The sequence below is a fragment of the Corynebacterium sp. UMB2355A genome, from assembly GCF_033877495.1.
Classification (GTDB): Bacteria; Actinomycetota; Actinomycetes; order Mycobacteriales; family Mycobacteriaceae; genus Corynebacterium; species Corynebacterium pseudogenitalium.
The window spans coordinates 442,723-455,627 of sequence record NZ_CP138855.1; the positions used below are offsets into that span (position 1 = coordinate 442,723).

Annotated in this window: 10 protein-coding genes and 1 pseudogene; 3 read left to right on the forward strand and 8 right to left on the reverse strand. The window is 59.4% G+C overall.

Going from position 1 to position 12,905, the window contains the following annotated elements; genetic code table 11:
* Positions 1-119 precede the first annotated feature (119 nt).
* Together R0V12_RS02180 and R0V12_RS02185 are read left to right on the forward strand one after the other, a co-directional pair.
* A complete protein-coding gene (locus tag R0V12_RS02180) occupies positions 120-578 on the forward strand; it encodes a hypothetical protein (RefSeq protein WP_070362236.1) in 459 nt (152 codons plus the stop codon).
* Between the two features lie 36 nt (positions 579-614).
* Positions 615-989: a hypothetical protein gene (locus R0V12_RS02185; protein ID WP_070362235.1), complete on the forward strand. Its 375-nt coding sequence runs from the start codon at positions 615-617 to the stop codon at positions 987-989.
* Between the two features lie 79 nt (positions 990-1,068).
* On the opposite strand, the pseudogene R0V12_RS02190 reads toward R0V12_RS02185, so the two are convergent.
* From R0V12_RS02190 to lspA, 8 genes and pseudogenes are all read right to left on the reverse strand, one after another.
* Positions 1,069-2,276: pseudogene (locus tag R0V12_RS02190) on the reverse strand (cobalamin-independent methionine synthase II family protein).
* 101 nt (positions 2,277-2,377) lie between these two features.
* Entirely contained in the window at positions 2,378-5,941 is a 3,564-nt protein-coding gene (dnaE, locus tag R0V12_RS02195) for a DNA polymerase III subunit alpha (protein ID WP_070362233.1), read from the reverse strand.
* A 56-nt stretch (positions 5,942-5,997) separates the two neighbouring features.
* Positions 5,998-7,278, reverse strand: coding sequence for an ABC transporter permease (locus R0V12_RS02200; protein ID WP_320072733.1), 1,281 nt, complete (start codon positions 7,276-7,278; stop codon positions 5,998-6,000).
* The gene (locus R0V12_RS02205) at positions 7,275-7,988 is read right to left on the reverse strand and encodes an ABC transporter ATP-binding protein (protein ID WP_070478973.1); all 714 of its coding nucleotides are present in this window, start codon (positions 7,986-7,988) and stop codon (positions 7,275-7,277) included. Before R0V12_RS02205 ends, R0V12_RS02200 begins: the two co-directional genes overlap by 4 nt.
* A 186-nt stretch (positions 7,989-8,174) precedes the next feature.
* The gene (locus tag R0V12_RS02210) at positions 8,175-9,842 is read right to left on the reverse strand and encodes an efflux RND transporter periplasmic adaptor subunit (protein WP_145945242.1); all 1,668 of its coding nucleotides are present in this window, start codon (positions 9,840-9,842) and stop codon (positions 8,175-8,177) included.
* Between the two features lie 76 nt (positions 9,843-9,918).
* Entirely contained in the window at positions 9,919-10,455 is a 537-nt protein-coding gene (locus R0V12_RS02215; RefSeq protein WP_320072734.1) for a hypothetical protein, read from the reverse strand.
* The gene (locus tag R0V12_RS02220; protein ID WP_070976582.1) at positions 10,448-11,338 is read right to left on the reverse strand and encodes an RluA family pseudouridine synthase; all 891 of its coding nucleotides are present in this window, start codon (positions 11,336-11,338) and stop codon (positions 10,448-10,450) included. The genes R0V12_RS02215 and R0V12_RS02220 overlap by 8 nt, the downstream gene beginning before the upstream one ends.
* A 44-nt stretch (positions 11,339-11,382) precedes the next feature.
* Entirely contained in the window at positions 11,383-11,817 is a 435-nt protein-coding gene (gene lspA / locus R0V12_RS02225; protein ID WP_413774867.1) for a signal peptidase II, read from the reverse strand.
* Positions 11,818-11,967: 150 nt separating this feature from the next.
* Here lspA and R0V12_RS02230 point away from each other — a divergent pair, with 150 nt between their 5' ends.
* On the forward strand, positions 11,968-12,900 hold the full coding sequence (locus R0V12_RS02230; RefSeq protein ID WP_320072735.1) for a DUF6263 family protein: 933 nt from the start codon (positions 11,968-11,970) through the stop codon (positions 12,898-12,900).
* The last annotated feature ends 5 nt before the right edge of the window (positions 12,901-12,905 follow it).

Here is a 12,905-nt window from a genome sequence, read left to right on the forward strand (position 1 = left end):
AAAGCGTCAATTATCTGCTAGATTTTCTAGCAACAATTCGTGGAGACCGTAGCATTTCATTGACATTGCTGTGGTTTCGCCTCGAATTCCTATCCTTTCAAACAACTTCAGGAGATTTCATGAAGCGTATTTCCACCGTTGCCGTTGCCGCCGCAACCGCAATCTCGTTGACCGTCGCCCCTGCGTTCGCAGAGGAGAACGCCCCAGCGAAGGACACCACGGCTCCAACCGCCGAGCAGACCCCTGGTGACACCAAGGATCAGAACACCCAGGAAACCCCTGACACCGGCAAGGAGTCCGACAAGAAGGACGAGGAGAAGCCAGGCGAGACCGAAAAGTCAGGCGAGACCGAGAAACCAGGCGACAACAACACGAATCCTGGCACCAACAACAACACGAAGACGTCCGGCAGCTCTAAGGGACACGCCCTCGGCGCTTTCGCAGGCATCCTCGCTGCGGTCCTGACCACCGGCTTGATCGTCCTGTCCGACCCGACTGGCCTCAACAAGCTCATCGACATGGCAAACGCGCAGTTCCACCTGGGTCTCGGCCACGTCCACGTGCCGAAGGTGTTCTAAGCTTCACCACTACTTCAGACAAACAGGGAGTTAAACGTGAATACACGCTCACTGGTCGCGCTTGCAATCACTACCGCACTCGGCGGAGCATGCCTCACGGCAAGCCCACTGATGGCACAAGAGAAGCAAGACACGCCGACCACGCAATCACGTGTTACTGCCACAGAAACAGCACCTGCTGTGACCGTGACGGTTACCGCTTCGCCAGTACCAAAGACCACGGAGCCACGAAAAGCTGAAGGCCCAAGCTCCGAAGCGATCAACAAAGGCATCATGACCGATGAAACTCGCGAGATTTTCAGCTATATCTCGGCTGGCATCGCACTCTTCGTCGGGCTGATTCAGATGATCACCGCGGCGATCAAGGCGATCCCTGGAGCGCAGGACAAGCTGAAGTCCATGCTTAAGTAGCTGCGTAGCACACAACGCTAAGGCCGGTGCCCTCCTTTCACAGAGTGGGCACCGGCCTTAGCTCATTTGGCTACTGCGATTAGCCAAACAGATGGCGCGTCGCGATCTCTGCGCCCTTCACCAGTGATTCCAGCTTCGCCCAGGCGATCTGGTGGTTCAGGCGCCCACCCAAGCCACAGTCTGCCGAAGCGATAACGTTTTCTGGGCCGACGACCTCGGCGAACTGAACGATCCTATCCGCAACCAACTGTGGGTGCTCGACAGCGTTCGTGCTGTGCGAAATGACACCCGGGTAAATAACGCTGCCCTCTGGCAACGCGTGGTCCTGCCAAACGCGCCACTCATGCGCGTGACGCGGCGATGCCCCCTCGAAGGAAAAGCCGCCAACCTCTGCCCGCAGGATCTCCTCGATAATGTCACCGAACGGTACGTCGGTAACGTGCGGGCCGTGCCACGAACCCCAGCAAATGTGCAGGCGAGTCAGTTCCTTCGGCAAGTCGCGGATGGACTCATTGATGGCGTCGATACGAATACGCAGCCACGCACGGTAGTCTTCCAGGGTCGGCTCGGGATTAATCTGATCCCAGGATTCCGCAAGGTCAGGTGCGTCGAGCTGCACGGTCAAACCGGCGTCGGTAATTGCCTTGTACTCGTGTGCCATCGCAGCAGCACACGCCTGTACGACTTCTTCGTCGGTGTTGTAATACTCATTCTTCAGACGGGCGGCGGAGCCTGGCGAAAGCGCTGCGACAAACCCCTGCGTGGCACCGGCGCGATCCATGGAGCGCTTCAGCAGTGCAACGTCCGTCTCAACTTCCTGCTGGCCAATGTAGGTAATCGGACCCGTGAACTTCGGGTTACCAACCTTCGCACGGCCAGTGAAGATGCCGGAGTGTGGGTCGGAGTACGCCTCGGAAAAGAGTGCGCGGTCTCGGCGATCAGCGAAGCTGGTCAACTCAATGTTTCCAGGCGTGGAACGCTTGATCTCCTGCGAGGCCCAGCGGTCCTCGTCGGTCATGGTCAGTCCACCAAGACGAGAGAAAGAGTAGTTCCACCAAGCACCGTAGTCGACCGCGCCAGAGGTGATGTGCCGTACTCGCCCTCGTTGATGATGTCGATGCCCAGGTCAACCTGGCGCTGCACCACGTCGTCGATCGCGCGCTCAAGGATCTCCTTAAAGTCCTCGTCGTTGATTTGCTGCTCCGAACGAAGTTGGTTCGCTTCGAGCAGCTCAGGGGTGCGCGGCAGGGACCCAACATGTGTTGTCAAAATCTTGTGCTCGGACATATATTATGCTCCACTCATTCGCCTCTTAGCTGGTATTGATTCCAACGACAGAGTGTAGCCAAGCTTATTTTCACACCGGGGAATATATTCACTCCCCTCCACTAGCCGAGGATCCCAACCCCCATCGTCGCCTTCAGATCGCCCATCAAGCTCGCCGAACGCTCCACCCGCAGATGGTCGCCTAACACCATCATTTGCGTCTCGTCGCCATGTACAAGGTTCAGGTACACATCCGAGTCGCCCGGGTTGTTCTGCAGCACGCCCTTCAAACGCTGGATATTATCTACAGTGCACTGCTCGGTGCGCAGCGTGAGACGCAGTGGCAGCCCAGCACCGTTGCCAGGCCCGAGCTCCGGCGTTTTGACGTCGTCGCCGAACAGGCTCATGCGTTCGTCACGGATCGAGACGTGCGCCTTCACAAGGATGATATTGTCTTCCACAATTTGTGGCGCAACCAGCGAATACACCTTGTTAAACAGCAACACGTCAACGGAGGCGCCGTGGTGATCCTCAATCGTGACGATCGCCCAAGGGGAACCGTCCTTCTTCGAGAAACGCCGATCGACCGAAGAGATCAGACCGCCAATCGTTACCTCGGCGCCGTTTCGCAATTCGCCGGAGAGGATCGTCGTTAACTGAGTATCGGTCTGTGCGTCAATTGCTTCCTCGAAGCCGTCAAGCGGGTGGCCCGAGACATACAAGCCCAGCATCTCACGCTCGAGAGCAAGTTTGTGTTTCTTGTCCCACTCCTCATCCGGGATCTGCAGCGCAAACGCGTTGTCAGCAGCAACAGCGTCGTCACCTCCGAAGGAGGCGAACAGGTCGAACTGCCCCTTGTCAGCAGCCTTCTTCGTGGTAAGCACAGAATCGACGGCATCCTCCTGGATGAGCATCAACCCCTTACGCGGGTGACCAAGCGAGTCGAACGCACCGGCCTTAATTAGAGATTCAGTAATTCGCTTATTACATGGCAGTAGGTCAATCTTGTCGAGGTAGTCAGAGAAGCTCGTGAACTCGCCCTTCGTCCGGCGTGTCTCCTTAATCGACTCAACAACTTCGACGCCGACATTACGCACCGCCGCGAGGCCGTATCGAACGTCCTCGCCAACAGCCATAAAGTTCTCTTCGGAAGCATTAATATCTGGCTGGAGCACGGAAATGCCAAGGTGGCGGCAGTCGGAAAGGTAGATCGCCGACTTGTCCTTCTTATCGCCCACCGAGGTCAACAACGCTGCCATGTACTCAGCGGTGTAGTTCGCCTTCATGTACGCCGTCCAGTAGGACACTAGCGCGTAACCTGCAGCGTGAGACTTGTTAAACGCGTACGAGGCGAACGGCTCAATAATCTGCCACAGTGCGTCCATCGCGCTCTTGGAATAGCCGTTGTCCTGCATCCCCGACCAGAACTTCTCGTACTGCTGCGCCAGCACCTCTGGCTTCTTCTTACCCATGGCCTTACGGAAGCCGTCTGCCTCACCAGCGGTGTAGTTCGCAACCTTTCGGGAGATCTCCATGATCTGCTCCTGGTACACGATCAAACCGTAGGTTTCGTCCAGGATGTCCTTCAGTGGCTCCTCAAGTTCCGGGTGGATGGCCGTAATCGGCTTGCGGCCATTCTTGCGGTCCGCGTAGTCCCAGTGGGCGTTCATGCCCATCGGGCCTGGGCGATACAGCGCGAGCGAAGCGACGATGTCCTTAAAACCAGTCGGGCCCATGCGCTTGAGCAGCTCTTGCATGCCACCCGAGTCCAGCTGGAACACGCCAAGCGTATCGCCGCGAGAGAGCAACTCGTATACCTTCGGGTCATCAGTACTCAACGACTCAAGGTCGATGGTCTCGCCGCGGTTCTTCTTCACGTTTTCCAGTGCGTCGCCAAGCACGGTGAGGTTTCGCAGGCCAAGGAAGTCCATCTTCAGCAAGCCGATGGCCTCACACGCTGGGTAGTCCCAACCAGTAATGATCGCACCGTCGGCAGGCCGCTTCCACATCGGGATGTGGTCCATCAAAGGTACCGACGCCATAATCACGGCACAAGCGTGCACGCCTGCCTGGCGCACAGTACCTTCAAGGCCACGCGCAGTCTCGTAGATGCGGGCTACATCCGGGTCAGTCTCAATCATGGAGCGCACCTCGGTCGCCTCGTTATACCGCGGGTGCTCCGGATCCGTAATACCTGCCAGCGGAATGTCCTTCGCCATGATCGCAGGAGGCAGCGCCGCGTTAATACGGTCCGCCATCTGGAAGCCAGGCTGGCCGAAGTTCACCTTGGCCGAGTCCTTAATAGCCTGCTTCGTCTTAATCGTGCCGAAGGTAATCACCTGCGCGATCTTGTCCTCGCCCCAGCGCTCTGCAGCGTACGTGATCATTTCCCCGCGGCGGCGGTCGTCGAAGTCGATATCAATATCAGGTGCCGACGGCCTCTCCGGGTTCAAGAACCTCTCGAAGAGCAGGCCATGCTCCATCGGGTCAATGTTCGTGATGGTCAGCGCGTACGCCACAAGCGCACCCGCCGCGGAGCCACGGCCCGGCCCGACGCGAATGCCAACCTCACGCGCATGCTTGATCAGCTCGGCAACGATGAGGAAGTAAGACGGGTAGCCCTTCATATCGATGACGTCGATCTCGTAGTTCGCGCGCTCGATGTACTCCTCCGGCACCTCCCGGCCCTCGAAGCGCGCCTGCAAACCACGCATCACTTCCTTGCGCAGCCACGTTGTTGGGGTCTCCCCTTCCGGCACGTCAGCCACCGGCATCCGGTCGTGCGGATGTTCCTCCCACAGCTCGCTGTAGTCACCGACACGCTCCGCAATCCACAGGGTGTTATCGCAGGCGTCAGGCACCGTAGAGTCCCACAGGTCGCGCATCTGCTCAGCTGACTTGATGTAGTAGCCGGTGCCGTCGAACTTAAAGCGGTCCGGGTCCATCAGCGTCTTGCCGGTCTGCACACACAACATGGCCTCGTGCGCCGGCGCCTGGGACTCCAGGACGTAGTGACAGTCGTTCGTCACCAGTGGCGGAAGATCGAGCTCCTTGCCGATGCGCAGCAAGTCATTACGTACGCGCTGCTCAATATCCAGACCGTGGTCCATGAGCTCGAGGAAGTAGTTATCACGGCCGTAGATGTCCTGCCACATCGCCGCGGCCTCAAGGGCCTCACGGTACTGGCCAAGCCGCAAACGGGTTTGCACATCACCCGACGGACACCCCGTGGTGCCGATGATGCCGTCGGCATGTTCGGCGACGAGCTCCGCATCCATGCGCGGCCACTTACCAAGCTGCCCCTCGTACGAAGCCAGCGACGAGAGCTTGAACAGATTGCGCAGGCCGGTCGCGTTTTCTGCCAGCATCGTCTGGTGCAGATACGCACCGGAGGCGGACACATCGTCGCGCTTCTGGTCAGGGGTGCCCCACAGCACGCGCTTCTTATTCAGGCGCGACTCCGGCGCCAAGTAGGCCTCGATGCCAATGATCGGCTTCACCCCCGCGTCCACCATCTGGCGGTAAAACGCGTTCGAGCCGAACATATTACCGTGGTCAGTCATGCCCACCGCGGGCATTCCCTGGCGCACAACCTCCTCCGCAAGCATGTCAACTTTCGCCATGCCGTCGAGCATCGAAAACTCGGTGTGGTTATGCAGGTGGACGAAGGAAGATTTTTTGGCCATGCGCTTCATCTTATCCAGACTTCGGACACGGCCAAAAGAGCCAGCAACCAGCGAACTTATTCGTAACGCAAAGCATCAATAGGCTGCATCTTTGCAGCCTTCGCGGCTGGATAGGCACCGAAGAAAATACCGGTTGCCAGCGAAAACCCGAGCGCCAACACAATTGCGCCGAGCGGCGGCCATGTAAAGGCATCGAACGCGGCCGTCGCGATCATGCCAATCGCCCCGCCCAGAATCACACCGATGATGCCGCCAATCAGGCACACCAGCATCGCCTCGACGATAAACTGCGTGCGAATATCGCTTTGCTTGGCGCCCAACGCTTTGCGCACACCGATCTCCCGCGTGCGCTCAGTGACGGTGATCAGCATGATGTTCATCACGCCGATGCCACCGACCAGCAACGAGATACCGCCGATCGCGGAGAGCACCGTCGACATGATGCGGAATACGCTCGTCAGCTCTTCCAAGCTCGAGGAAAGATCCACCACCTCAATGGTGTAATCCTCGTTATTGGCGTACCAACGGTCCATGTAGTGTTGCAGGTCGGCCTGGAAGGTCTTCGCGTCTTCATCCGGCGCCGATTGCACCGAAAATGACGTGAACCAGTCACTGTCAAGCCCAACGCGATCTGCAGCGGTGAGCGGGATATAGATGTCCGCAAACTGTTCTGCGGCACCAAACACTCCGCCGCCTCGGGAATCTTCCTCGCCATCGAGCACGCCCACGATAGTGAACACTGCCGGCTGGTCGTCTACAACCACATCGATGCGCTTGCCCAAACTGGCTTGAGCGTTGCCGTCGAAGAGGGCGTCGATAAGCGAGGGGCTCACCACTGCGAGCGGCCGGTGCCCATCGATGTCATCCTGGGAAATCTCGCGGCCGAACTGCACTTCGATGTTTCGCACCTTCATCGAGTCTGCAAGGACCGGCTTGACGTTCGTGGACACAGTTGTGTCATCGGAGACCACTTCCCCACTCGTGGAAACATCGATGTCCACGCCCTGGATACGGTCCCCAAATGCCTGACGCAGCTCATCGAGCTGCTCGGGAGTGACTGCGTTGCGCTCATCGGATGGTGGCGCGTAAGAAAACGCCGCGAAGGGATCCTCGGATGCATCCGCGTCATCGGGACGCTCATGCACCATCACCGGGTGCGTCGTAGTGCCGACGCCTTCAAGCCCCGACATCACCTGGCGCTCCAGACCACGGCCGAGCGTCATAATAATGACCACTGCCATAATGCCGATAATGATGCCCAGCAGCGTCAGCAACGAGCGAAGCTTATTCTTGCGAAGCGACGAGGAGGCAAGCTTGATTGACTCTCCTACGTTCATGGCCTCGCCCCCAGTGGGGCGCGAACCTGCGCGATGCGCCCGTCCATCATCTCTACAATGCGGCCAGTTTCTTCTGCCAACTCAGGGTTGTGCGTGATGAAGACGATGGCTTTACCAAGGTCGTCGTGCAGCTCATGGAAGAGATCCATCACCATGCGGCCTGTCTTGGAGTCAAGCGCGCCCGTGGGCTCGTCGGCGAGTAACAGGTCAGGGTCGTTGGCAAGGCTGCGAGCAATTGCCACGCGCTGCTTCTGCCCACCCGACAGTTCGTTCGGGTTATGGTGCAAGCGGTCGCCCATGCCCATCATGTTCAAAAGTTCAGCGGCGCGCTCCTCGCGCTCTTTCTTATCGACGCCCGCATACATCATTGGCATCGCCACATTTTGCAACGCGTCGATTCGACCAATCAGGTTAAAGTTCTGGAAGATAAAGCCGATGTTCTGGCTACGGTACGCGGCCAGCTCGTTGTCCGACTTGGCGTACACCGGCTCACCGTTGAACGCGTACGCGCCGTCTGTCGGCCGGTCGAGCATGCCAACCAAGTTCATCAGCGTCGACTTGCCGCAACCCGACGGGCCGACGATAGAGACAAATTCGCCCTGCTCTGCATGGAAGTCGATGCCATGCAGCACGGTCAGCTCGCTGGGCTCTCCGACGTTGTACGTCTTGACGATCCTGCGCATGTCAATGAGCAGACCGCTCTTCGACATCGCCTCCTGCCCTGCAGGTGTGTGCAATGCTGTTTGAGGTTGCGCAACTGGTTCTGTCGGCGTTGGTACTTCGAGCTCCTCCGTCGAAGGCTCGGCGGCCTCAAACAACTCGTCGAACTCTGCGTCGGTGGCATCGTCCTGTACGCGTTGTCGGGAGTGCTTTCGGAAGGGATTCCGTGCCATCGCCTACCCCTCCTTTTCCGCTGGCGCGGAAGACTTCGGCGCTGCAGAAGACGTTGCCGGAGTGGTTGCAGCGGCACTGCCTGTCGGCTTCTTGTCCTTTGCGTTCTTTACCTGCTCAGGATCAAAGTTTTCGTCGTTGACCTTCACCGTGGAGCCAACCTTGTCCTTGAAGTTCTCAGGCCAGTTGATCACGATGTCGCCTGGCTTGAGCTCGCCCCCCGTGACAGCGACGTCAACGTCATTCTTCGCACCGGTCTTGACAGTGCGCTCTTCTACGACGCCGCTGGTGTCGCCGGGGTTCTCCGTTGCGAGCACCAAAATCTTGTTCTCGTCGTAGACGGCGTCGCGAGGAATGTTGATGGAGTTCTTCGCCTCTTCAGTGATAATTTCAGCACGCACACTGCCACCGAGCAGCAGGCCTTCCTTGTCACCGGTGACTTCGATCTCAACGGGGAACATCACCGAGGAGCCTCCGCCGCTGCCACCTGCGGACATTGCGGCTGCAGCCTCTGCCCCACTACCAGCACTCGCGCCTGTGGAACCGACCGGGGAAACTCGCGTGACGCGCCCAGTGAACTTCTTCTTACCCGTCGCAGTCGAGGTGAACTCAACGCGGTTGTCCTGCTTGATCGCCGGGACGTCCGCCTCGCGCACGTTAGCGCGGATCAACAGTCGGGAGTCATCTGCGATGCCAAGGACGCGACCCTGCGGGATATCGCCTACCTGCACGTCAACGTTTGTGACTACGCCAGCCATTGGAGCGTTAATCGTTGCTTCCTGCACTTGGAGCTGCAGCGTACCGTCGTCGTCGGCGGCAGAAGCATTCTCTGCTGCGCGCCACGCGGAATCAACCTGTGCCTGGAGCTGCTGCCGCTCCTGCCCGGCCTGCGCCTTGGCGGCCTCCAGCGCGGCTTGCGACTCCTGAAGTGCAGCTCGAGCCTGCTCCACGCTCAGCATCGGGACAGCACCCTGGCCACCACCCGGAACTTGACCCGGCGCGGCCGGGGCTGCAGGAGGTGCCGTGCGGATGCCGTGGCCGGAACCGCCTGGCAGACGGGAGGACAAATCGCCGGCCATCTTTTGAACGTGGGCTGCGATCTTCGGCGAAGCGATCATCCGTGCGCCACCCTGCGCGGCAAGCGCAGCATCAAGCGCTGCCTGCGCCTGATCCACCTGGGCCTGCGCCTGAGCCACGGCCGGGTTGGAGCCGTTTGCCATCGCCTGGTCGTACGCGTTGAGCTGACTCTTGGCCTGCTCGACGCCCTGCATCGCTTCTGCCTGGGCACTCGCCTGCTGCTTTTCTTGCTTGGCAAGTTGGCGCTGCAGCGCGTCGGTGTTCATCTGCACCAAGAACTGATCTTTAGCGACGCGGTCGCCTGGCTGCACTGCGAGCCGTTCGACCTCGGACTGCAGCGCGGTCGTGATGCTCACTGAGCGAATCGGCGCAATGTTGCCATTGACCACGATGCTATTGGTGAGGTTTTCCTCTGCAGCGATCGTGTAATCTCCGGCGAGCAAACCATCGTGCCCGCCATCATCACCACCGCCAATAGCGCCACACGAGGCAGCGAATAACGCCGCGGTGGTAGCCAACGCTACCCCCGCAATTCGTGTCTTCGAAAATCGCTGACGCTGCGGGCTTCGGGCGTTGACTCCAGGGTCGGAAACCAATGTCTCTCCTCGTGTTGTTTTCCGCGCACCTTTTGGATGCGCGTATAGGTGCAATCCCGGAAAACTATACACGCCTTCACTGTGCGTCTACGAAACTTACGGGCCGGATTGCGAACGCGCCCCATACCGCGTCAGCTGGTAAAACTTCCACAGCAAACACATCGTTCACATCGTTCACATCAGCCAAATGCGCAACAGCGTCGTAGACGACTGCGCCTTCAATGTGCGCTGAGACTTCTCGGAATATTTCGGCGCGCGACGCTCCGGGCGCAGGCTCTCCGACTGGATTCGCACCTAACTTGGTGATCACGGCATTCACACGCCCAATCGGGCGTAGCACTGCGTCTGCTTCTTCTGGGTCTAAAGGATGGCTAAACGATACAAGCGCGAAATGAGCCTGTTCACCTGCCTGCGCTGCCTCCTCGAGGCTCTGCTCCGCGCGCGCCGCGTACGCCTGCGCCGTCTCGCCTTGTTCCACCCCAAGGGCATCCCCTTGCAGCACAGGTTGCTCCGGTGGATTATTGACGCCAACAAGGTAGCAGCATCCGTAAAGCACAGCACCGGCGAGCAACGCCGCGATTGCGCCCCGCCATCCCTTTGCCTGGTTAGCCACGGTTCGCCGATCGCAACATGTCCAAGGCATGCTGCAGGTCGTCCGGGTAGGAAGATTTCACCGTCATTGGCTTTCCGGTACTTGGGTGGTCGAACGTCAAGCTGGTGGCGTGCAGCCACTGTCGGTTGAGCGCAAGTTTGGCGGCAAGGTTCGGGTCACACCCGTACATTGGGTCGCCGACGCACGGGTGCCCTACCGAAGACATGTGGACACGAATCTGGTGTGTGCGCCCTGTTTCCAGATGGACCTCAAGCAGGCTTGCCTGGCGAAACGCCTCGAGCACCTCGTAGTGCGTAATACTCTGGCGCCCATCCGCCGTGACAGCAAACTTCCACCCCGCCGACGGATGGCGCCCGATCGGCGCGTCAATCGTGCCGACAATCGGGTCAGGCAGCCCCTGCACCACCGCGTGGTACGTCTTGTGCACCGTTCGGTCCTTGAACGCACGCTTCAGCACCGAATAGCCACGCACACTATTTGCGACAACCATCACTCCGGACGTGCCGACGTCCAATCGCTGCACAATCCCCTTGCGCTCCGGGGGGCCAGCATCTGGCAGTGTAAAACCCATCGCCTGCAACCCACCGACCACGGTTGGCCCCTCCCAACCCAGTGTTGGGTGGGCGGCAACGCCTACCGGCTTGTCCACAGCGATGACGTCCGCGTCGTGGTAGATCACGTCGAGTCCGTCGACGTGCTCGGCCACAGGCTCCGGCGCGCGCTTCGGCGGTGGCAGCGTGGCCTCCAGCAGGGCGCCCGCAGTAACACGATCGGATTTCTGTACTGGGGAGGCGTCGATAAGTACGCTGCCGTCGGCGATCATCTCTGCCGCAACACTGCGCGAGACCCCAAAGAGCTTTGCAATTGCCGCGTCAACGCGCATCCCCGACAGCCCCTCAGGCACCGGAAGCGCGCGAAACCCCGTACTCACGACCGCGCCTCCTTTGCAAACATCGAGATGACGACGACGGCCACCCCGATGGTGATGGCGGCGTCGGCAAGGTTGAACACTGCAAACGAACCGATGGAGATGTAGTCAACGACATGGCCGAACCAAAAGCCCGGCTCGCGCGCGAGCCTATCGATGAGATTGCCAAGCGCCCCTCCCGCGATCAACGCCACCCCAAGTGTCTCCCACCTGCCAGCAAGGCGTGGGGCATAGATCAACGCACCGATAACGAACACAAGCTGGATCGTCGTGAACAGCCACGTCGAGTTCTGCCCCATCGAAAAGGCCGCGCCAGGGTTAAACAATAAATACAGTCGAGCCCAATCACCGATCACTGGCACGGGCTCACCGGGTGTCAAGGATGTCACCACGATTTGCTTGACTACTTGATCCACAGCAGCAATAGCGAGCATGACGCCGACGATGACACCGAGCGAGCGACGCTTCGCTGACGCCCCGCCGCGCACACGTGATTCCTTTGAATTACCCATCGCAGATAACTGTAGTATGCAAATGCTGTAGCTTGTGAAGTTGTGTTGTACTCCGCTCATCCCAAAAGTTCATTGTTCAGCCCTCTGACCATCACCGCCGCGGTTTTTGCGCTCACTGCATGCAGCGCCGAGGAGCCGGATCCATTCGCTGACATTCCCGAGTTCGCCGTTGAGTCACCAGTCGTGCAGGTACTTTCACAAGGACAAAACCCGCAGGTGTGGAAGTACGAGGACGGCGCATCAGCAGACAGCGAAACTACGGCGCCGCAGCGGGTCGCGCTGTCGCACGCGATTGCGCAGTACCCCGGCGAGGAGGGCTCGGAGCCGGTCATCGCGCGCGAGCACGAGCGCGACACAGTCACGCTGACCGTTTCGACGCACACTTCAGAAAGCAACAGCGAGGGTGCTGTGCGCCAGGTAGACCTTGTCGCAGAAGGGTTAGAGCACTCGGATTTAGCGATGCAGAACAGCTTGACGTCAAACGAGGGCTTCCAGATGCGCTGGCACAGCGACCCTAGCGGCACAGTATCGGCGGTGCAACTGATGCCTACGGCGGATTCCGATGAGGAAGGCCGGGCCATCGCCGAGAAGAACTTGCTCGAGTTGATGTCGTGGCAAGTTGTCTTCCCGGATGAGCCAGTCGGCGTAGGCGGCTCCTGGAAAGTTGAGCAGCGAGGACTTGGTGCCTCGGACATGCTACGGACCACCACGTACACGCTGGAATCCGCACAGGACGCAACACTCGAGCTGAAAGTAGATGTCCAGGAACGCCCGCTCAAGCGATCCATCACGATTGATAACGAGGTCGCTGGCGCCTTGGACGGCACGACGCTGCACGTGGTGAGCAACACTTCGCACTCGGAGGGCTCGCTGACGGTGGACCTGCATTCGCCACTTCCGGTGGGCGGTTCTGTGCTTACCGCTACGCGGCTTGTCTACGGCAGTGACGAAGCCGATACCCGTGTGGCCCAAGACACCACGAGCGTTGTGGACTATAACGTATAAGAGAC